The following is a 22894-nucleotide window of genomic DNA, read 5'->3' as shown; positions in this document are numbered from 1 at the left end:
AATAGGAACATTGTAAAGCGCTTCTTTTCGTTCTTTTCCTGTAGATTTGAGTTTATCGATTAAACGATCTGACCCACGCAGTTCACCCGCTCTATCAGGTTCCCTTTCCAAAATATCAGGCAATTTATCGCCTTTACCTGCTAAAATCGTCTGCTCAATCTTGAGTGCGGCAGCTTGCGGATCTTTATAAATAGATGCTAAATGACTGTTTAACTCCTTAAACATATTAACATAAGATTTTTCATTCCTAAGAGCGCTAAGCGCTTTCTGTTCTAAATTAGAATTATCTATATAAGCCGCAAGGTATGGCTCTCGTTCTGTTGCTTTTGCAACAACATTCAAATCATTTTGTAATTGTTCAAGTTCTTCTTTTTGACGTTTAGCAAAACTTGTCTTTTCTCTATCCCAAGGAGTTTCAATCTTCTCTTTTTGTTGTTCCAAGCACTCTTTATTAAGATCAACGCCAAAAGCAATATTTTTGCCAATACCTTGAGAAACATCATCCCTTTTATTTTCTGTAAACTTGGTAAGGTTCTTATAGATGAGTGCAGACAGATATTCTGAATTACCAAAATGTGCTTCAATTGACGCACGTGTCATTTCTTGTCGCTCAATACCCTTCCAGTTGATATGATAACCAGCTTCACGAGCCAGTTGCACCATAAATTCACGCTGAGTACGCCCATTCCCCTCTCGAAACGGATGCAACGCATTCAACTCGCCCATGTAATATCCAGCCCTTTGGCTAAAGTCATAAGCGCCAAGACCACGCAGATACTGTTCTTTTGCAAGCTTTTGTGTAATCTTCGGTGCATAACTTTCAATCTGATTATAACTAGCAAATATACTATTACCTTGGGCAATATCCACTAAACGAATTTGTCCCGCCCATTCATATATGTCGCCAAACAGTCTTCTATGGATCTCTTTCATGTAATCCAGATCAAACTTACCACCAATAGGAGTATGTACAAATTCGAAAGATTTTACATAAGTAATAGTAGATTCTACACGCTGCAGTGTGGCTTTGTCTTTAATACCAAGCCGATTATACATCACACCAGTTTCAGGATCAGTATAAGAATCGCCGCTTCCCTTATACTTCTCCACGTCTTACACGCTCCATATAATCTTTGATGATATCACTTGTTTCGAGCTCTCCAATAATAACACGTTCCATTTGCTCAACGACTTTTGGATCTGGCTCTAATCCCTCTAAACGTTGGCTTGCCAATGCATTTTCAGCATAAATGCGACGCAGCTTAATTTCCTCTTCACTCAACATATAAAACCCTCATTTGCTTACATTTATTATAGCCAAACAGACTATAGAAACAAGATTTTATTCCTTGTCTTACCCGCAATTACATCTTTTGACCTTGTACGCTCATACGCATGATTTAGCTCTTGTATACGTCTCTGTTGCAAAAACTTAACTGCCATTTGAAGCTCTTTTATGCAATCTTGATCATGAGACTGTTGTTAAGGAATTTTTTTGATAGATCATAATTTGTTTGCATAACAAGCCAAGCACGTGCTGTGCTTACACCAAACATTTCAAGCCTAATAGCAAGATTAGCACTCATAGCGGCTTTTTCATTTAAAACTCTAGAAAGTGCTACACGAGATATACCAAGCCACTCTGCTGCTTCATTAAAGGATAAACCAAGCTCTTTGATCACATCTTCACGCAATAATTCACCGGGATGTGAAGGATTCTTCATCATTGTTTAGATCTCCTTTTTGATGATAATCTAGATAATCAACCATTTCGACATCTATGCTATCAAAGCGAAATATTACGCGACAATTTCCATTTACAGTAATTGACCAATAATCCTTGAAATCACCCTTTAGCAGATGTAATCAAAAGGATGGATAACTCAAAATCTTTTGGCGATACATCTACTTCAAGAGCACTTAGAATACGCTTTAATTTTTGAGCATGGGCGGTTCTAATCCCTTCAGTCGTACCAGTATTATAGAAGGCTTCAATCCTTTTATGTTTAAATCTTAAAATGATAAATGAATATAGAGTGTACCTCTCCAAGATACAAAAAATGTTCATTATTTTTACATCACATAGCTTTTTTTACTTTATAAACATTAGAACTATCGTGAAAAAAATTGATCATTCCCATCTCTTTCTCATTATTCTACTAATTATTGGAAAAGTATAAGTTCATAATTAGGAGGAGCTAAACGTAATAGGAGCGTATCATATCTCCAATTGGCAGCGGCACTTAGAAACATCAAGATGATATAACCACAATGACCATTGCTGTTTGATGTTCATGGGGCGCTGCACCCGCTGGATATCCAGTAAAAAGAATGAATAATACTAATAAACTCTCCCCCCTACAAACTCTGTTAAACTAATAACCGGTTTACGAATAAGTAAAAGAAAAAGGAAAATCAAAAAAAGGCATATTTTTCATATCTTACGAAATATAGAGAAATCTATACGCATTGTATTTATTAGAATTGGACTTTTCCCTTTTTTATTTAATTTGTTCGTAGATAGAGTATCCATTACCGTTATTACATCACTGAGTTAATAATCATACCTTTTGTAATTGCCAAAATCCCACATTATAATAATATCTTTATCAAAAGATGATCTGATAATTTTCTCAAAAAATTCAAGATTCCTCAAGTGCAGTACCCATGCGTACATCATGATGAATAATAACATCCATCAACTCTGTCACAACAGTGTCCAATACTTCTCGTGCATCGCCTTCAGCCATAAGGCGGATAACCGGTTCCGTTCCAGAAGCGCGGATCACCAGCCGTGCCTCTTTTCCCAACCGCTTCTCTGCTTGATTAATAGCCGTTTTGACGGGATTTTTTTTCAGGACATTTTTATTTTTAATCGTTACATTTTTTAAAATTTGCGGTACAGGTTCAAACCGTTTACACAATTGGCTCATAGGACCTTGGCTTTCCTTCATACAGGCTAAAACCTGCAATGCAGCCACCAAGCCATCACCCGTTGTACCAAAATCACTAAGCACAATATGCCCAGAAGACTCACCACCAACATTATATCCCTTTTGGCGCATGGCATCGACAACATAACGATCTCCAACTTTTGTCCTTACAAGGTGCAATCCTTTGCTATTCAAGAAACGCTCTAGTCCAAGATTTGACATAATCGTTGTGACAACACCATTGCACCGTAATCGTCCCATTTTATGCCAATTTTCAGCAATTACAGCAATCAACTGATCTCCATCAACCGTTTGTGCTTTTTCATCAACAATGAGAACACGATCTCCATCTCCATCAAGAGCAATCCCCACATCAGCACGCACTTCATGCACTTTTCGTTTTAAAGAGCTTAAATCGGTTGATCCACATTTTTGATTAATATTGGTCCCATTGGGCTCATCATGAATAGCAAAAACCTCAGCCCCCAATTCCCATAAAGCACGGGGAGCCGCTTTATAAGCAGCCCCATTGGCACAATCCACAACAATACGCACAGTATCTAAGCGAACATCACGCGGCAAAGTTCGTTTGGCATATTCAATATAACGATAAATATCTCCCTCAACCCGTTTTGCATAACCAATTTCGGCAGAACTTGCTAAAGACTTTGAAAGATCTGTATCGATCAATTGTTCAATTTTCGCTTCCATATCATCTGAAAGTTTAAAACCATCAGGACCAAAAAGTTTAATTCCATTATCATAGAACGGATTATGAGAAGCAGAAATCATCACCCCAAGATCTGCGCGCAAAGAGCGGCAAAGCATTGCAACAGCAGGTGTTGGCACTGGACCCAATAAAAAAGCTTCCATCCCCGCAGCAGTCAATCCTGAAACCAAAGCGTTTTCCAACATATAGCCAGATAATCGTGTATCCTTGCCAATCACCACACGATGAGATTGATGTTGTGAGCGAAATAAAACCCCTACCGCCATCCCCACCTTCATGGCAAAATCGGGTGTCATAGGAAATGAATTGGCTTTCCCCCGAATTCCATCTGTACCAAAATATTTTTGCACCATGCCTCTTTCCTTTAATATATAATTCTTCCCTTGGCTTTTCCTTAAAACCCTAACAAGCCCCCTTGGTACAATAGTCCTCCTCTCCCCGTATAAAATCAGATCATTGATCTTAAACCTTCATGCATTTAGAAAATCAAGCCCCCTATTCACCATCTACACATCTAAAACACTCTCAAGCAATTATGTTTACACCCTTACACATAAAAGCAATATTATCTCCTCAAAATGCTCTATACATCCCTTTAACACAACCAACGGATAATCTCACACACTTGCTAAATCCGTAAAGAAACCCAGCACCAAACCTCATACCCTACCAAATCAGCAAGGAAATCTATCGCCTAACCTTACAACCCCTACCACATTAGAAAAGCAACAGTCCACCTCGCCTTGTAGCCTGCTAAAACTGTTATCATACAACAGCTTTGCTTAATTTTTTGCTTCCATATTTTGCAAATATTACAAGAAAGGCGCAAACAAAACTTGCGCCTTTCTCAAAGAATTTAGAAGTTTTCCTAAAACATCGTCACTCAAGCGATATTAAACAGTTCTTATTTTTCTTTATCATGTCCCGCAGTATTGGACTTCTTTTCAGCATTACTTTTAGAGCGGTTGACTGATTTTGTGGTACCTTTTGTGCTTTGCGCTTTTTTCTCAGTCTCATCCGATTGCACTTCTTTAGACTGAGCCTCCTTAGGCTCAACATTACCGGATTTTGCTGTTTTTTTCCCAACAGCTACCTCTGCTTTACCTGCCTTGCCTTTATCGGTCTCTTCTTTATGAGGCACTGTTTTAGGGGCTGCTTCAGCATCTTTTTCATCTACCACTGTTATCTCTGCTCTGACCGTTCCAGTTTTTGGAACAGAAGACCCCCGGGGCGCAGCACCCTCATCTTTCTGTGTGCGTGAAGGAAGCTTTCCTGCAATAACTTCGTTAATTTCAGCTCCCGTTAAAGTCTCATATTCCAACAAACCTTGTGCCAAAGCAAACCATTCTTTTCTTTTTGTTTTCAAAATGTTTGTCGCATTTTTATAGGCATCATCAATAAGCTTACGCACTTCCATATCAATCATGCGCGCTGTTTCTTCAGAAACATTTTGTGTTCGCGCAACAGAATGACCCAAAAAGACTTCATCTTGGTTATCGCCATAAGCTACATTTCCAAGCAGATCAGAAAATCCCCACCGTGTGATCATCGCGCGTGCTAATTTCGTCGCTTGCTCAATATCAGAAGAAGCACCGGAGGTGATATTTTCCTTTCCAAACTTTAATTCTTCAGCCACACGTCCACCCATCATAATGGCCAGACGAGAAATCATCCAGCGATAACTCATAGAATAGCGATCGCCTTCAGGCAATTGCATCACCATTCCCAATGCTCTTCCCCTTGGAACGATTGTTGCTTTGTGGACAGGATCAGCAACCGGCACATTAAGAGCCACAATAGCATGTCCTGCTTCATGATAAGCAGTGAGTTCTTTTTCCTCTTGTGTCATAGCGGTTGAACGACGTTCAGCCCCCATCATCACCTTATCTTTGGCATCTTCAAATTCTTGCATCGTGACAACTCTTTTATTACGGCTTGCAGCCATAAGAGCAGCTTCATTGACCAGATTCATCAGGTCCGCACCTGAAAATCCTGGTGTTCCCCTTGCCAAAATTTTCAAATCAACGTTAGGCGCTAAAGGCACATTGCGCACATGCACTTTCAAGATTTGTTCACGCCCAGAAACATCAGGGTTTGGCACAACAACTTGCCGATCAAAACGCCCTGGTCTCAATAAAGCAGGATCAAGCACATCGGGACGGTTTGTTGCGGCAATAAGAATAATACTTTCATTGGGCTCAAACCCATCCATTTCGACAAGCAACTGGTTTAAGGTCTGTTCACGTTCATCGTTTCCACCGCCAAGACCAGCCCCCCGATGGCGCCCAACAGCATCGATTTCATCAATAAAGATAATACAAGGTGCATTTTTTTTAGCCTGTTCGAACATATCGCGCACACGGCTTGCCCCAACACCAACAAACATTTCAACAAAATCAGACCCTGAAATGGTAAAGAATGGCACATTGGCTTCACCGGCCACAGAGCGTGCTAGCAAAGTTTTACCGGTTCCTGGAGGACCAACAAGCAAAACACCGCGTGGGATACGCCCCCCTAAGCGTTGAAATTTTTGTGGTTCGCGTAAAAATTCAACAATTTCTTGAAGATCTTGCTTTGCTTCTTCAACGCCAGCAACATCTTTAAAGGTAATACGCCCTTGCGCTTCATTAAGCAATCTTGCTTTCGATTTCCCAAATCCCATTGCACCACGTGACCCATTTTGCATTTGCCGCATAAAAAAGACCCACGCCCCCACGATAATAATAACAGGCAATAAGGAAAAGAGGAGATTGAGGAAAATGCTATTTCCAGAGCTTTCAGGAATAGCTTTAACATTAACGTTTTTGCTTTCCAATTTTTGTATCAAACCTGGATCGCGAGGAGCATAGGTTGAAATAGCTCTATGTTCAATGGTTTTTCCTGTTAATTTTTGACCTTGAATGGTCACAGATTTCAACTCATTATTCTCAACTTTTTGCAAAAATTCAGAATAGGAGACTTCTCCACCACCAGAACGTTGGCTATCTCCATTAAAGAGAGAAAACGACACAATCAAAATCAAGGCAATAACTCCCCAAATAAGGAGAGAGCGGTAATTGGAATTCATATTCAGCCCACTTAATCAAATATAGATTTCAAACAGTTCCCCTTAACATATAACCTTGTCAGCCCCTTGCCAAGGGATGAGAAGCTGTTTATTTTCTTTTAAAGTAATTTTCCTTTATCTTTTCACCTCAATATTAAAAAAAGGTTCCACAACATTCACCAAGGCAGCATCTTCTCGTGAGGAAAGCCAATCGAAAGGTGCCATAATCCGCTTGACGATAACATGTTTATGAACAACTGCTTGAGAAATCAACTCTGGAATATCATACCCTTTATGATTTGAAATCATCAGCAGCGATTGTAAAGAGGGAAAATGAGGCTTTTCAAGCTCAAAATCGCTATTTTTTAATAAAAATTTCAGCTGTTCTAAATTTGCGGCTCCAACCTTTATAGCCTCATATCCATGATTTGTGATATGATAGCGCCTATCCCATATAAAAGTTTTATCTGGCTCAACGATAGCCTCTTTCATATTTCGCCCTTCACGCCACAAAGAAATTCCCTGCTTGTTATATTCAATAACAGAGCCCGCATAAGTAAAACGCTTCTTTTCTGGAGAATCGAGACAGAGTTTTTGAACAAGTATGCTTAATTTCTGATTGGGGAGTAAATAAAATCCCCCTCCCATCAGCACAGCAAAGAGCCCCACCACGAAAGGAAAACTGGAATGTTTCTGTAAAAATAGCGCAGGCTTTGCTATGAAACAACGCCCATGTTGGACAGTAATATCCAGCGCTAAGATCAAATCAGCAATATTTTTTGCTTGTTGACGACGCTGCAATGCGGCTTCATTTATTTTTTGAGCAATATAAGCCAATTTTTGTGGAGAAAGAGATTGACGCACGCGCACACGTTCAAAATTGCGATCTTCATTGGTTGGATCATCAATCCATGTTTGTCCTTGTAAGCGTAAATAATTCCGTAATGTTTGGCGTTTTACACCAAGGAGTGGCCGAATCAAACGCACTTTTCTATGCAACAACGCCTCACGCGGAATACAAGATAAACCACGTTCATAGAGGGGACCATAGTTTTTTTCGGAAATATTTTTTCTTGTTTTTCTGGTATGATCCTCATCACGCATAGCAACAGCTTCACCGCGCAAAATACCAGCAAAACCGCCCGCAGAAACTCCATCACGCATGGCAACAGCTTCACTATATAAAGCACCTCTATTCTTTTGGAGACGTTGATACCGCATTTGATAAGTTTCAACCTGATCATTGAGTGTATGCCCCGTCATAATAAGTGATGCGCCTTGTTTTTGTGCTTCTTTAACCAAGAGATCATAGCGTGCAACACGCGCGCTGGAAGCAATATGCGTCTTTGGCTTTTCGCCTTCCCATCGCACAGTGATATGTTGAATATCATGGACACGACAAATTTTCGCAACAGTTTCTGCCTCACGCATCGATTCTTTACGCAATTGATGATCAACCGTGACAACAATCATTTCTGGAGGAAATGCGAGAGTTTCCAAATGCTCTTTGACCAAAAACATCAAAGCCAAAGAATCACTTCCCCCTGAGACGGCAAGAATCAACTTCTGACATTGAATAAAATCCGATGTTTTAAAGAGATTTCTTGCCAGTCTAACGCACACCAAAAACGACCTCGCTGTTTATTTTGCAGGTTTACAAAAAACAGATGCTAATGTTTGTTGACGTTTTGATTTTTTCACAAAATGAGCACAATCGTCTTTATTTGGCTCAAGAGCGATCATACTTCTTGCTAATTTCAGCAAAATCTCGGAGGTATAGAGCTTCTTTTTATCTGCATACCATGCGGTAAGATAAACTTGTGCTGCTTCATGATAGCGTTTTTGCCCCAACAAAGATTCGGCCAACCAAAATAAAGCGTCATCACTCAAAGAATCTTTTTTGTAACGATTTTGAAAAGCGCAAAAGCTTTTTTCAGCATCAACATAGTTGGCAGAACGAATAAAATCATACCCTTCCTTATACAAAGCTTTAGAAGAAGAAAGATTGTCACTCTGATGTGCTTCAATTGGAGCACCTACTTCATACGCTTTGTTAAAAGGTTGACTGTTTTCATGGTCATGGCTCTCCACCTTAGCTTCCACAGCAGCAACCTTTGTCTGATCACCTGTACTATGGTCCTGCTCCATCTCTTCTTTTACAGTCTGAGATTTTTCATCTACAGCAGACTTTTCAAAAGAACAAGAATAAACAGAAGAGGCTTCTGTATCAAAAAGCTCGTGAAACTGCTTGTTAACATTTTTTAGACTGTTATGCTCAAGCACCATTCGTATCTTATGCAAAAGCTTATCTAAATCATAATCTTTAAATAAAGCCTGTTGATTCTCTAAAATAATCCCTTGGTGCTCCGCAACACTAGTAGCTTTTTCCACCGCGCTAGATGCTGCTTTATCGGCTGCTTCAGGTGCTTTCTTCATAGCATCGACAGCCTTATTAACAGCGTCAGTGGCTTTTTCCGCTGCATCAGATGCTGCTTTATCGGCTGCATCAGGTACTTTCTTCACGTCATCAGTTGCCTTATCAACTGCATCAACTTTATCCGTATCATGTGCAGGATATTCGGAAGCCTTTCGTGCCGCACTTTGAACAAGTGAAGTAGAACAAGCTATGAAAACCCCCATATAAAAGAGTGTTTTCCAATTGATTTTACGATACATTCTTTTTTCCCCTTAAGAGCTTATTGAATAGTTGAAACAAACAATCTTCTTTTTAATGACTATTCATGTCACTCAACGTTGTCACAGCACGTCGATTTTGATTCCAACAGGAAATATCATCACATACTGCTACAGGTCTTTCTTTTCCGTAAGAAATTGTTTGAATCCGTTGTGCGGACACACCAAGAGACACCAAATAGTTTCGCACAGCAACAGCACGGCGCTGTCCAAGTGCCAAGTTATATTCACGTGTTCCCCTCTCATCAGCATGACCTTCGATCATAATAGAATAATAAGGATAATGAAGCAACCATTCTGCTTGGCGCATTAAAATACGTTCAGCATCAGCATCAAGTGAAGAAGAATCGAGACTAAAAAACACGCGATCACCCACATTAACCGTAAATTCTTGTCCTGAGCCTGGTGACACCTGATTCAAACCAGCATCATTCATATAAGCGCCATTCATACCGTTAAGTGCACCAACATTTTTTTTGCCACACCCACCCAGGCATAGTGAGAAAAGAAAGAGGATAGCTAAGGAATGAGAGATGGTTTTTTTGGTAGAGCGCATAATCTGTTTCTCCTTGAATTTCGTAAAGAAGGGTCAATTCTTAAAAATATTTTTAAGAATAACCGTTAATTCCTAATGAAGACGAAATTTTTTCTGTTTTTTTCGTCCTTATTTTTACTTTTAAGTCTCTGCCAATTTTTCTTCTCTTCAGCCATTCCTCTAACATTTCCATAAGAAATGTTTCCCTTATGCGTCATGGCTTTTTATGCATCATCTTGATTTTGACTATTTTTTTGCAGCGCGTTCAGCTTTGCAAAAACTTTATCAGCGTCAAAAGTCTTATGCAGATTGTCTTCACTCTCATTTTCCTCTAGAGCAGCGTTTTCCGTCACAGAAGCGGGAAGCAACGACCTATCTTCTTCTGCTGCAACAGGACGATTTTTCGCCGCACGCTGGAGCTCAAAATCTAAATCGATTTGCGAACACAAACCAAGTCCTACAGGATCAAGAGGAACCAAATTTGCACTATTCCAATGGGTTCTAAGGCGGATTTGTTCAATTGTCGCTTTTGTTGTCCCAATCAACCGTGCAATTTGTGCATCTTTCAACTCGGGATGGTTTGTAACCAACCATAGGATACCATTGGGACGATCTTGGCGTCGAGAAAGAGGGATATAGCGCGCCCCTTTACGTTTTTTTTCAGGAATATGCACCCTAGATTGAGAAATTTTCAATCGTGCGTTTTGATCAGCCTCCACCCGTGCAATTTCACTGCGCGTCAATTGCCCAGAACTAATCGGATCTAAACCTTTAATACCATAAGCCGCATCACCATCGGCAATAGCTTTTACTTCCAAGACATGCAATTTACAAAATTCTGCAATCTGATCAAAAGAAAGAGCTGTATTATCAACCAACCAAACAGCTGTTGCTTTGGGCATCAAAAGTTGCGTTGCCATTTTTATAAATCCTCTTCTGCGCCTCTTCTATGAGGCAGGTTACCGCCCACTCAAGAGCACTGGAACTTTTTTATATGTTTAGGTCTCTCCAACCACTCCTAAAACAAAGCGAGGCATGGAATAAACCATTTTGCTATGAGATTACATTCTGTTATAGCGTTATTTTTGCTCAACGACAAGAGATCTCTCTTGTAATGATCCTCAACTAAGGTGTCTTTACCTTTAAGATGAATTTTCTTATAAAGGGTTTATTCGATTATTTCACCTCATGCTGTGGCACATTTATTCTGGTGGGATGCGTGCTTTATCGCCTTAAATTCTAAAGAGTATCCAACTGGCAAAAAAGCCCTCAAATAGGAAGGAAAACTATGGCAGGCCATTCACAATTTAAAAATATTATGCACCGTAAAGGGCGTCAAGATGCAATGCGCTCGAAAATATTTTCTAAACTTGCACGCGAAATTACCGTAGCAGCAAAACAAGGTGCTCCTGATCCAGCCATGAATCCACGTTTAAGGCTGGCTGTTCAAAATGCCAAAGCACAATCGATGCCGAAAGATAATATTGAACGCGCGATTAAAAAAGCGTCAGGCGCCGATGTCGAAAATTATGATGAAGTACGCTATGAGGGCTATGGACCAGGTGGCGTTGCCGTCATTGTTGAAGCGTTAACTGATAACCGCAACCGCACCGCTTCAAATGTGCGCGCCGCCTTCACAAAATCAGGAGGAGCCTTAGGGGAAACAGGATCGGTCAGTTTCATGTTTAATCGGATTGGTGAAATAATCTATAAGCCAGAAGCAGGAACAGCCGATAACATCATGGATGCAGCAATTGAAGCCGGTGCCGAAGATGTGCAATCAGAAGAAACCGGACATCATATTACCTGCGCATTTGAAGATATTGGTGAAGTTTCCAAAACACTTGAAGCAAAACTTGGTGAAGCAGAATCGATTAAAACGATTTGGAAAGCCACCACCCTTGCACCAATAGATGAAGAAAAAGCTTTGTCCGTTTTACGACTAATTTCAACATTAGAAGAAGATGATGATGTGCAAAATGTTTATGCAAATTTTGATGTCAGTGATGAGATTTTGGCAAAATTGTCTGTATAATTCCCATCATTTGCATAAGCCCTCTCTTCATTCATGAGGGCTTCAAAAGCATCTGTCACCCCTCCTCTTTATCCGCACATATAAAAGCCCCGCGTCAATAGCGGGGTAAGCCATTGATGCAACAAGAAACCACAATCAATCGCAGAAAACATAATCCCAAAAAGAAAAGCATACAAAACTCTGTAGCCTCACGCCTTTCTTACATGCCCCAAAGATTATCCCTATATCCCCTCTCTATTTTATCTTTTTGTTCTTTAAGATTAACCTCCTCTCTCCGCTCTCAAGTAATGAAATGATCTAGCCTCTAAACAATTAGGGGTTTCTTGACGTATTCCTATGACGAATCACTCATAAAATTTACTTGAAACTTAAGGCTCAACAAACATACACTCCCCTAAATATTCGCTACGTACTTAAAAAACACTTAGAATATATCAAGGAGGTTTATACGCCCTATATCCCTACACCTCAAAGGACAGTGTTTTTACAACATCACAGAATAAAAATAAGCAAATGGAAAGCCAGAGCTGATTGTTTAGCAAAGTATTGTACAAAAAGGCGGTACATCTCTCTAATCTGTTGCGGATAAATTTTTGACTTTATGGCATTAACTTTATGGCATCGTATATTTCTAAAATAACGTCATTTATCTTAAAAATCTCTCCTTTTGCTCTTACCGATCAATCAAGATTCAGATCTAAAACAACCGCGTACTTGAATAAAACACATCAAAGAGCAACAGCCCCCCTGACAAGAGTCCGGACTCTTCACAAACAAAATCGAAGAGGAAGTTTAAAAAAATATAGCGACACTTTGAATAAAAAGTTGAACTCTAGAGACCTCAGAATTTTCGACTCTATTTTTCAAGGTCTTGTTTTGAATTTTTTTAAGCATTTTCCTCAAGGAAATTCCATTATCGATCAACAACCATAGATGATAGATGAAATCTACATAACTCCCCATGCCCATTATAATCAATTCCTTCTTTTAAATAATTTAAAAACTATTGAGATTGTGTAAACTTGAGACTGTATTCCTTCTATATTCTGTTTTTAAGCATTTTGTTTTACTGTACATTGAGCAAAGGCGACCATGCTGGATCTGAAGCATCATTGGGGGTAGGGAGTTGTCGTTCATTGCGTCCCGTAATATCAATCGTATAAATTTTTGGTCCCATACCGGGATTTTTGCGAAAGAACATCAGTACACGACCATTGGGGGCCCACGTTGGTCCTTCATTGTGAAACCCTGTGGTTAAAATTCGTTCTCCTTGTCCATCAGGGCGCATAACACCGATAGAAAATTGTCCGCTTAATTGTTTTGTAAAGGCGATATAGTCACCCCGTGGAGACCAAATAGGTGTTGAATAACTCCCATCGTTTGAAGAAATACGTTGAATATCACTCCCATCCGCATTCATTTTATAGATTTGCGGCTTTCCACTACGATCTGAAGAAAAGACAATTTGTTTTCCATCCGGTGAATAAGAAGCAGAAGTATCAATAGCAGAAGTTGTTGTAAGTCGCGTCATCGTACGGGTTCGTAAATCCATAGTGTAAAGATTGGCACTCCCATCATTTTGTAACAAACTCATGATAACTTTTTGTCCATCAGAAGAAAAACGTGGAGCAATTGTCATGTTATTAAACGTTCCAATTAACTCTCTTTGCCCCATTTCAATTTGTTGGAGATAAACATGTGGTACTTGATTGTCCTCATAAGCCATATAGGTCATTTCTTGTCTTTTTGGGGAAAAACGCGGTGTAAGCACCAATTCACTTCCATCAGACATATAAATCAAATTTGCGCCATCTTGATCCATCATTGCTAAGCGTTTAATGCGTGCATTTTGGGGGCCTGTTTCATCGATAAAAACAATTCGTGTATCAAAATAACCACTTTCTCCTGTCATTTCACTATAGATCTCATCTGCGATCATATGTGCCACACGCCGCCAACGTTCTGTCGCGGTATAAAAACGCCGTCCTTTCAATTGTCTTTGTCCAAACACATCCCATAAACGAAAATCGACCCTCAAACGTCCATCGATTTCTCTCATGACTTGCCCAGTAACTAAACCTTGCGCTTTTATTTTCTGCCAAGAAGCAAAATGCGGTTGTTTATTAGGATTAGAAATGTTTTCAAAAAAATTTGCTTTATCAAGCGGTAAAAAAAGCCCCGACCGTTCAAGATCGGCTGTCACCACAGCAGATATTTTCAACCCAATCGAATCATTGGAAATAAAGTCTGTAATTGCAATGGGAATGGGATTAAAATCAGCGCTCGAAATAGTTCCTTTCAATTGCGCATAACCCGATGAAATACTTGAAAGCCACAACCCACAAGTGACAATAAACCAAGCAAAAACTTTATGTATCGTTATAGTCATCATGGAATGTGTCCTTTCGTTAAGCGCTTTTTTCTCGTTTATCATCTTATTTCTTGGAGGGGATCAACATTAAAGTCAAAACCTTGCCCCCATAGATCATATTGATCACGTGGGAGATCTGCATAAGGTTGGCATGAAAAGACAGCAGCATACACCTGCCTTATCATAATAGCTTGTTGACTCTCAAGGCCGCTTACGGGATCAATGATAGGGTCGCCCACAACCATCCCTTCACGATCTAAATAAAATCGCAACCGCACAACCGGACGGTTTTTTAAATCGCCACCAAGCGCCACAAGTTTAAGCTTCTGCTGAATACATCCCCCTACAATATTGACCAATGTTTGTGCCATTTTTGTGGTATAATCAATGTTTTTTCTTGCGCCCAAAGCTTCTGGTGTATGAGAACGTTTTGCTCCCCCTCCTTGTGACCGCGCACGATTAAGCAAATTATTTCCCTCCAGTGCTAAAATATCTTCAATGGTCTGTTTCTCTTGGTTTTTCTTGTTAAGCTTTGGCGTCTTTTGATTCAATGCAGCCCCTTTCTTCCTTGAAAGTTCTTCGTCAAATTTTGGTTTAAACTGTGGAAGAAGAGATTTTTCTGGAAGTACAATTTTGGGCGCTTGATGAACAATCTGCTCTGCTGGTACTTTTGGGACCGTTGGAGTCAATTCTTTTGGCGATATCATTTCTTCATTTTTGTGCGCAGGCTTGAGTGCAACCTTAGAGGCATCTTCCAGCGCTCTCAAAGGCATCTCAGGTGCAAGCTTAGGTGCATCCTCTGGTGCCTCCAAAGGCGTCTCAGGCGCAACCTTGGGTGCATCTTCCGGTGCCTCCAAAGGCATCTCAGGCGCAACCTTGGGTGCATCCTCCGGTGCCTCCAAAGGCATCTCAGGCGCAACCTTGGGTGCATCCTCCGGTGGTGCCTCCAAAGGCATCTCAGGCGCAACCTTGGGTGCATCCTCCGGTGCCTCCAAAGGCATCTCAGGTGCAACCTTGGGTGCATCCTCCGGTGCCTCCAAAGGCATCTCAGGCACAACCTTGGGCGCATCCTCCGGTGCCTCCAAAGGCATCTCAGGCGCAACCTTAGGCGCATCCTCCGGCGCTCTCAAAGGCGTCTCAGGCACAACCTTGGGTGCATCCTCTGTTTTTGCTTCTAATAATTCTGGTTTTGTAAGTTCGGGTGCAAATGTTTCTGATGTGTTCTCGCTTGATGGTGGCGATGCTGTTTCAACGGGACGCAGCTTTTCCTTTGGTTGAAACGGTGCCAGACTATCTATTTGTCCCTCTCCAATATGGCGTGCATCTTCTTTCTCTTGTGGTTGCATAGTTGGTTTTATGGCAGGGATTGCACGGATAGGAGCCTTCACGGCTCCTTGTTGAGAAGAAAACTCGCCCACTAAAGGAGCAAGAGTGATGGGAATTGCTTCCAATGGTTGTGGTAAAGAGACAGAGCTTGTAAACTGAATAGCTCCCCAACTGAGAAAAATGACATGGACCACAAGGGATAAAGCCAAGCCTCGTTTCATACTATGATAAGAGTCTTTGTTCATTCTTTATGCCTTACTTATGCCTTACATTTTTTCATTTTTAATCACTCTATGCTCTTTTAAAAACATCTTAAAAACAACCGGTTATGCACAATTTTATTACTTATTATTTATTGTGCTAAACTTGCTAACGCAACTTGAGAAAACCCCGCTTTTTGAATATCCGCCAGCAGTTTTAATACTTGTTGATATTCAACAGTTTTGGCAACCCGCACAAAAACCCGTTGATCTTTTTGTGTAGCATCTGCTTCCAGAAGAGTTTTCAGGTGTGCAATCAGTGCCTGTGACGTTTCATAATAATCTTGATTAATGGCAAAGCGCCCTTGCGCGTCAAGTGAAACCGTAAGGGGTGTTTTTTGAGCTCGTACGGGACCCGCTTGACTACGAGGCAAATCTAGAGGAACACCGTTCACTAAAAGGGGAGCAGAGACCATAAAAATAATCAACAAGACCAGCATGACATCCACAAAAGGAGTGACATTGATCTCACTCATCAGTTGGCTTCGTGAATGATGCCGCCTACGTGTATTTTTGCGAGAAGAAGAAGAAGCAACAGAAACGCCCATGGGATAAGATCCTTTTTATAAAGAGGAAGGTGCTGTGCGTGTTTCATCAATACGCCGCGATACAATTGTTGAAAATTCATCGGCAAAATTTTCTATTTGTGCAATGATGCGCGCACTTTCATGAGTCAACTTGTTATAAGCAATAACAGCTGGAATTGCTGCAAACAAACCAATAGCGGTTGCCAAAAGCGCTTCTGCAATCCCTGGCGCGACAATGGCAAGTGATGTATTTTGAGAAGCTGAAATAGAAAGAAAAGACTCCATAATACCAATAACTGTTCCAAAAAGTCCGATAAAAGGTCCCGCAGATCCCAGTGTCGCAAGAAAACTTAATTTTGATTCTATTTTTTCACTTTCACGTCCCAGCGTCAAATCCATAGCCTTATCAATTCTGCTCTGCAAACTTTTCGATGTATGGGTCCCTTTTTCAAGAGATTTTTTCCATTCAACCATTGCTGCTATAAAAACTGCGGATATACTATTGGTACGTTGACTTTTGCATGATGCATAAAGATCTTCTAGCGCTTTGCCAGACCAAAATGTGCGTTCAAACTGCTTTATTTCACGCCGTATTCTCCGATACGTAAAAATTTTATCAAAAATAATTGCCCAACTCCAGATAGAAGCGAGCAGCAACCCAATCATAACACCTTTCACGATCCAACTCGCTTGCATAAACAAATGCAACATTCCAATTGTTTCTGGATTCGTTAGTTCTACATGCGGCATAATTTTTGTCCCTCTAAATGAAAGATGCATTTTTTTTAATTTTATAAAACAGATTATTTTATAGTTTCTAAATTTAAGTAAAGACTCTAGTTTCACATAAATCCATGCGCTAAAACAAGACTTGTTTCTTAAATTTCCTTAAAAAGTGATGACGAGAGACATCCCTCAATGCACGCCCCCCTCATTTCACAACAGCATTTATGAAAAATATAACGATAAGGACTTATCCATAAATACTATAAAAATAAAAGATATAAAAATGCATAATATTAAATCTATTATGCACCACCATCTTTACGTTTATAAAAAGAACGCTAAATCATCATACGCGTTTCTAGCTTAAAATGCTGCAATAAGTCTTAGCACTTGAAAAGATTCGTAAGAGGTATTTTATTCCTTTCTTAAGTGTTTTTGTATCCACTCACCAACTCCGCTTGTGACATGTAAGAAAATGTTTTTTATTAATTCGCGGCAATAGAGCTTGAAAAGAAAAAATTTTACAAGTTTCAGAATTATCTGAAAGTGACAACGCAATGAATTATCATTGTAAATAAATATGTTATCATCATAAAAGATGACGCTTTGCCTCAGGCTATTATTTCTCTCATTTTCCATCGAATTGAATACGGGGTACACCATCGGGCACAAAAAACGACAATAAACCACCATAAAATGCCTCACAACAATGTGCCTCACCCATACACCCCTATTATAAGCCCTATATAATCTAGTGTAAGTCTCATGTAATCTCATTGTGTTGTGAATTTACCCCTTTCAATCCCTATCATCTCTCTGGCATCATGGTGTAACGTACAAGCTTCTGTGATATGAAAAAAGCCTTTTCACATCTTTACTTTATGAAAACCGGCTTCTTCGCTCTCTTTGCTCACTTGCGATATTTGATCGTTATTGCATTGAGAATGATCCATAAGGAACATTTTTACAATTTTTTTCAATAATTTATATTGCTCTCTTATGATGTGTAAGCAAATGATTTTAATTGTTTCAACATGAACAGATTTGAAATGAAAGTATTTTATTCTATTCCTCTATTAGGGTTTGTGCCCGTAAGAAGTGATAATTTATCTTTCTAAGTCAATATATTATATAGAATAATATGCTTTTGAAACTTTAAATGCAAGAATGCATTTCTGCTTTGCATACATTGATCTCTCACTCATTCACTACGTTTAGAAGCGCACATAAATCGCGCATTATAGCACATAAAGTCATGCATGATGGATAGAAATGGATGAAACACGCGCTTTTGTGATGCCAAATGATAATCCAGTAAAAAAACAAATCAAATTGCTTAAAAACACCCTTTAGGTGTTTTGAGACAATTTTCGACCTAATAGCTTATTATCACTTTATTGCAATATTGTGCTGGGTATGTGCATTTTTATAAAAATAAATCTTAATCCATTTTTATTTTTTTATATTTTGTACTTTTTCGCTGCTTTCTGATACCAAAAAACCTTTCTTCAAAAGAAAGAAAAATATCTTGAGTTTATAGCAGAAAATGGATGAGGCGACATTGATTTTGAATCATAACATGGATAAGGCGTGTTTAATTTTGTGAGATATCATCTTCAATTTATTGTAGTTATTGTAGCAGAGGTGCTTTCTTTTGCTGTATCGTGTAACCTTATTGGAAAACATTTAGGCTATGATAAATGTATAATCTTAGATTGTAGATTACTTTATATCTGCTGATCTTTCCTGAAACTGCTAATTCAATGAATAACACTTTTAACCAAGCATTTTTGCAAAAAGTTCTTTGGGTAAACGTCGCGGTTTTGCCTCCTCATTAATCAGAGCAATTTCAACTTTGGCTGTTACCAACGTGGTCATCTCATGCAAAATAGATTGCTCCATAAAAAAGCGGGCCCCTTGGATATGAGTAACACGTGTTTTAACGACTAAAAGATGATCAATTTTAGCTGGTCTTGAAAAATTAATTTCCATATGACGAACAACAAAAAACAGTTTTTCCCCCTCACCCCCTGCTGCTAACATCTTATTATTAAAACCGGTATCCCGTAAAAACTCTGAACGTCCTCGTTCAAAAAACTCAAGATAACGCGCATGATAAACTACACCGGAAAAATCTGTATCCGCAACATAAACGCGGACCTGAAAATTATGAAAAGCGTTTGTATGATTGCTCTTAAAAGGTGTTATTTCTGTCATCGACTTCATATCCCATAAAATCATCTAATATAGCAAATTATCTATCAATCAAAAGATTGAACACATTTTTGTGTTGAAGTTGTGAAAAGCAAAAAATTTTTAATAGTGCCAAACCTTTTTAGCCAGAATATGCTAAAAGAAGGCACGTCTCTTGTATTTTATGACCTTGCTATAAAATATTCACATAGTTTCTTTTAATAAAGAGAATGTCTTAATCATCTTCCCCATCCCATAAAGATGTCTGAAATGATGAATTCTCTTGAGCCTCAGAAAGTTGAGAACGCCTTTGTATAGACGTTGTAGAGGCTGGAGCAGAAAGCCCTAAATGGCTCCAAGCCTTTTCAGTTAGAATGCGTCCACGAGCGGTTCTATGAATAAACCCTTGTTGGAGCAAATACGGTTCAACAATATCTTCAATGGCATCGCGTGGTTCTGATAAAGCAGCAGCAATTGTTTCAATCCCCACCGGTCCCCCTAAAAAAGTTTCCGCAATCAGGAGCAAGTAGCGACGATCAAGCGGATCAAGACCAAGATGATCAACCTCAAGGCGCGAAAGCGCTTCATCGGCGATTTTTTGGTCAATTTGTTTTGCTTGTTTAACCAAAGCAAAATCACAAACACGCCGTAAAAGCCGTCCGGCAATACGAGGGGTCCCCCGTGCTCGGCGTGCAATTTCATGAGCACCATCATCACTGATCTTGACGGCAAAAAGTCGTGCATTACGCTGCACAATATATTCCAATTCTTCTATAGTATAAAAATTGAGACGAATTGGGATGCCAAAACGGTCTCTCAGCGGCGTGGTCAAAAGCCCCAAACGTGTGGTTGCCGCTACCAAAGTAAATTTAGCCAGATCAATTTTCACCGAGCGTGCGGCCGGCCCCTCCCCAATGATCAAATCAAGTTGATAATCTTCCATGGCTGGATAAAGAATTTCCTCAATCGCCGGATTTAAGCGATGAATTTCATCAATAAACAAGACATCACGTTCTTCAAGATTGGTCAAGAGAGCGGCTAAATCCCCTGCTTTAGCGATGACCGGCCCTGAAGTAGAGCGAAAATTAACGCCTAATTCTTTTGCCATAATCTGTGAAAGCGTTGTTTTTCCTAACCCCGGTGGTCCTACAAACAAAACGTGATCCAGCGCTTCTTGCCGTGTTTTTGCTGCTTCAATAAATATTTTTAAATTAGCCCGTGCCGCTTCTTGACCAATAAAGTCATCGAGAACTTGTGGCCTCAAGGAACGATCTGGATCGTTAGGAAGGGGGGCGGAACCCAGAAGGCGTTTATCTTCATCTTTATGCATTGTTACCTTGATTTTAAGTAGGAGAAGAAAGCAATTTGAGACTATGGCGGATCAGCAGGGCAGAAGAAACAGTTTCCCCCTCAAGAGCATTCATCGCAAGAGCAAGAGCACGGGATGCATGTTCTCGTTCAAACCCTAGCTTCATCAACGCGGAAAGCGCATCATGCGCAGGTTGATTGATCATATCACGCTGAGGCACCGAAACAGTCTTGACCACTTGTTCAAAGGGGAGTGTTTTACTTTTCAGTTCACCCACAATTCTTTCACTGACTTTTTTACCAACGCCTGGCGCTCGACTAATCATCGCAACATCATTTAAAGCAATAGCCTGTGCAAGTTCATCTGGCGATAAAGTACCCAAGATTGCCAAAGCAACCTTTGCCCCTACTCCAGGAACATTTTGTAGAAGACAAAACCACTCCTGTTCAGCTCTTGTAGCAAAACCAAAAAGGCGGATTGCATCTTCCCGAACATGCGTTTCAATAAAAAGGCTTAACGCCTCCCCAACCGAGGGTAAAGAAGGACGCAGACGATTTGACACAAAAACAACATACCCCACACCGTGAACATCAAGAAGGATATGATCATCAAAGATATGTTCAAGGGTGCCCTTTAATTTGCCAATCATGCTTTCACCCCAATCATATCGCCATCCTTGCCTGATAAGATCGGTCAACACTCTTACGATGCATACTATGACAAAGAGCAAGAGCAAGAGCATCAGCTGCATCACTGCTATCAAATTCAGCCCGTGGGAGGAGAACTTTGACCATCATATGGATTTGTTCTTTAGCCCCATGTCCAACACCAATAACCGATTTTTTCACTTTGTTGGGCGCATATTCAAAAACAGGAAGAGTTGCTTGCGCAGGAACCAGCAATGCAATTGCACGCGCTTGCCCAAGTTTTAAAGTTGCTGTAGCATCTTTGTTGACAAACACATGTTCTACAGCAGCTTCATGGGGCATAAATTGATGCACAACCTCTGAAAGACCTTTGTGGATCTGACATAGCCTGGAAGCCAGCTCACACTGTACATCAGAAGAAACCGTCCCTGCTGCAATAAACTGAAGACGATTACCCACAACATCGATAACGCCCCACCCTGTACGCCGTAATCCGGGATCAATGCCTATAATACGAATCGTCTCTGCCATAAACTACAGTCTATACACTTTTCCCCCTTGTGAATAAAGACAAGACCACAAAGAAAACAACAACCCAAGACAAAACCAGTAAAAAGATAATCATCCCCCCAAATTTATACAATTATAACACACAACGAACAGCATCTTTATGGAACACACTTTATGAAGCATAACTGAAATCAATCAAAACCATTCACACATTACAAGCAAGCACCCTCTAAAGCATAAAAATTCCCTTTCTATATCATACTAATGCCATAACGGTTAAACATCGCAAGCGAGCAAATAGAGAGTGCTGGATTGTACATTCATAAGTGTAAAGAGGCTATGCAATGGATGGTACACACTTTGCGAAAACTTTTTACATTATAGCATGACGCTACCATTATAAATCAACGCATTGATTTATAATGATAATTAATTATTTTGTATGTTGCATAAGAATCCAGAATATCCTAAGATTTTCTCATTACAAATCTGTTTATCTTGAATCAATCAAAACCATTCGCTTACATATGAAACGTGGGATTGCCGTATAGAGTGAAACTGTACAAGAAAGGACTAAAAATGCCTCTAATGAATTGTCTCAAGTGCCAAAGGCTGTTGCAACATTGGGGACTGGCAAAGATGATGATAGTGCCGGCTTTTTCCTTTGCAAGCGTAAAAATGAGAGAGGCTCAACGGATGTGAATAAGAACTGAGAGGTGTTTTTGAATATACTCATCACACCACAATGACATTACGTAAAGAGGAACATTGCATAGAGAGGGACATTGCATGGGGGCGCAAGGAACCCATGGGACATTCATTATATGGCACTTTGATTTTGGATATTTTATTTTACGCGAGGGAAATAACTTCCATTCAAAACAAAAGAAGCCCCAAAACTGCAACAATGTGTATTATCCTCATTAACACACATTTTACAGCAACTTTATAGGCATAAATTATAGAGCATAAATAAATTGATGTACAAGCCCCTGCTCTATCTAGCGTCTAATCATTATCAGAGCCAAAACAAAATCACACGATAGATCAAC

At 39.9% G+C, this 22894-nt stretch carries 19 protein-coding genes; 1 reads left to right on the top strand and 18 read right to left on the bottom strand.

The annotated features are described in order from the left end of the window. From ACFIL2_RS04090 to ACFIL2_RS04045, 10 genes are all read right to left on the bottom strand, one after another. On the bottom strand, window positions 1-1110 hold a 1110-nt coding region (locus tag ACFIL2_RS04090; protein WP_375680558.1), incomplete at its 3' end, for a Fic family protein. Further along, window positions 1097-1285: an antitoxin VbhA family protein gene (locus ACFIL2_RS04085; RefSeq protein WP_375640347.1), complete on the bottom strand. Its 189-nt coding sequence runs from the start codon at window positions 1283-1285 to the stop codon at window positions 1097-1099. The genes ACFIL2_RS04085 and ACFIL2_RS04090, both read right to left, overlap by 14 nt. A 169-nt stretch (window positions 1286-1454) precedes the next feature. After that, on the bottom strand, window positions 1455-1727 hold the full coding sequence (locus ACFIL2_RS04080) for a HigA family addiction module antitoxin (protein ID WP_375634432.1): 273 nt from the start codon (window positions 1725-1727) through the stop codon (window positions 1455-1457). After that, complete coding sequence (locus ACFIL2_RS04075) at window positions 1699-1827, bottom strand: hypothetical protein (RefSeq protein WP_375634445.1); 129 nt, start codon at window positions 1825-1827, stop codon at window positions 1699-1701. The genes ACFIL2_RS04080 and ACFIL2_RS04075 overlap by 29 nt, the downstream gene beginning before the upstream one ends. 815 nt (window positions 1828-2642) lie before the next feature. Next, on the bottom strand, window positions 2643-4016 hold the full coding sequence (glmM, locus tag ACFIL2_RS04070; RefSeq protein WP_375680559.1) for a phosphoglucosamine mutase: 1374 nt from the start codon (window positions 4014-4016) through the stop codon (window positions 2643-2645). 551 nt (window positions 4017-4567) lie between these two features. After that, window positions 4568-6730 (bottom strand): ATP-dependent zinc metalloprotease FtsH, encoded by a 2163-nt coding sequence (gene ftsH, locus ACFIL2_RS04065; RefSeq protein WP_375637006.1) that lies wholly within the window; start codon window positions 6728-6730, stop codon window positions 4568-4570. Window positions 6731-6844: 114 nt separating this feature from the next. Beyond that, on the bottom strand, window positions 6845-8332 hold the full coding sequence (tilS, locus tag ACFIL2_RS04060) for a tRNA lysidine(34) synthetase TilS (protein ID WP_375634430.1): 1488 nt from the start codon (window positions 8330-8332) through the stop codon (window positions 6845-6847). Window positions 8333-8350: 18 nt separating this feature from the next. Continuing rightward, complete coding sequence (locus ACFIL2_RS04055; protein WP_375681688.1) at window positions 8351-9385, bottom strand: hypothetical protein; 1035 nt, start codon at window positions 9383-9385, stop codon at window positions 8351-8353. A gap of 52 nt (window positions 9386-9437) precedes the next feature. Next, on the bottom strand, window positions 9438-9959 hold the full coding sequence (gene pal / locus ACFIL2_RS04050; RefSeq protein WP_375633417.1) for a peptidoglycan-associated lipoprotein Pal: 522 nt from the start codon (window positions 9957-9959) through the stop codon (window positions 9438-9440). Window positions 9960-10162: 203 nt separating this feature from the next. Beyond that, entirely contained in the window at window positions 10163-10858 is a 696-nt protein-coding gene (locus tag ACFIL2_RS04045) for a DUF1013 domain-containing protein (RefSeq protein ID WP_375634428.1), read from the bottom strand. A gap of 368 nt (window positions 10859-11226) precedes the next feature. Between ACFIL2_RS04045 and ACFIL2_RS04040 the strand changes: the two genes are divergently transcribed. After that, window positions 11227-11973 carry a YebC/PmpR family DNA-binding transcriptional regulator gene (locus tag ACFIL2_RS04040; RefSeq protein ID WP_254492472.1) on the top strand — a complete coding sequence of 249 codons (747 nt, stop codon included), beginning with the start codon at window positions 11227-11229 and terminating at the stop codon, window positions 11971-11973. Between the two features lie 1066 nt (window positions 11974-13039). On the opposite strand, the gene tolB is transcribed toward ACFIL2_RS04040, so the two are convergent. The 8 genes from tolB to ruvC form a co-directional block, all read right to left on the bottom strand. Next, a complete protein-coding gene (gene tolB / locus ACFIL2_RS04035; protein ID WP_375680198.1) occupies window positions 13040-14365 on the bottom strand; it encodes a Tol-Pal system beta propeller repeat protein TolB in 1326 nt (441 codons plus the stop codon). A gap of 38 nt (window positions 14366-14403) precedes the next feature. Further along, window positions 14404-15915, bottom strand: coding sequence for a cell envelope biogenesis protein TolA (locus tag ACFIL2_RS04030; RefSeq protein WP_375680197.1), 1512 nt, complete (start codon window positions 15913-15915; stop codon window positions 14404-14406). A 107-nt stretch (window positions 15916-16022) separates the two neighbouring features. Beyond that, a complete protein-coding gene (tolR, locus tag ACFIL2_RS04025) occupies window positions 16023-16478 on the bottom strand; it encodes a protein TolR (protein WP_273790463.1) in 456 nt (151 codons plus the stop codon). A 15-nt stretch (window positions 16479-16493) separates the two neighbouring features. Beyond that, window positions 16494-17207, bottom strand: a complete 714-nt coding sequence (gene tolQ, locus ACFIL2_RS04020) for a protein TolQ (RefSeq protein ID WP_375617873.1) — start codon at window positions 17205-17207, stop codon at window positions 16494-16496. A gap of 1752 nt (window positions 17208-18959) precedes the next feature. Continuing rightward, complete coding sequence (gene ybgC, locus ACFIL2_RS04015; RefSeq protein ID WP_375611759.1) at window positions 18960-19400, bottom strand: tol-pal system-associated acyl-CoA thioesterase; 441 nt, start codon at window positions 19398-19400, stop codon at window positions 18960-18962. Between the two features lie 211 nt (window positions 19401-19611). Further along, window positions 19612-20706 carry a Holliday junction branch migration DNA helicase RuvB gene (gene ruvB, locus ACFIL2_RS04010; protein WP_375633422.1) on the bottom strand — a complete coding sequence of 365 codons (1095 nt, stop codon included), beginning with the start codon at window positions 20704-20706 and terminating at the stop codon, window positions 19612-19614. Between the two features lie 13 nt (window positions 20707-20719). Continuing rightward, window positions 20720-21334 carry a Holliday junction branch migration protein RuvA gene (gene ruvA / locus ACFIL2_RS04005; protein WP_375633423.1) on the bottom strand — a complete coding sequence of 205 codons (615 nt, stop codon included), beginning with the start codon at window positions 21332-21334 and terminating at the stop codon, window positions 20720-20722. Between the two features lie 13 nt (window positions 21335-21347). Continuing rightward, window positions 21348-21863 carry a crossover junction endodeoxyribonuclease RuvC gene (gene ruvC, locus ACFIL2_RS04000; RefSeq protein WP_375633424.1) on the bottom strand — a complete coding sequence of 172 codons (516 nt, stop codon included), beginning with the start codon at window positions 21861-21863 and terminating at the stop codon, window positions 21348-21350. Window positions 21864-22894 lie beyond the last annotated feature (1031 nt).

The organism is Bartonella sp. AP30XZML (assembly GCF_042195945.1).
GTDB lineage: Bacteria > Pseudomonadota > Alphaproteobacteria > Rhizobiales > Rhizobiaceae > Bartonella.
Note: the sequence above shows the minus strand (reverse complement) of the source record. Positions and strands in the feature narration are given on the sequence as shown.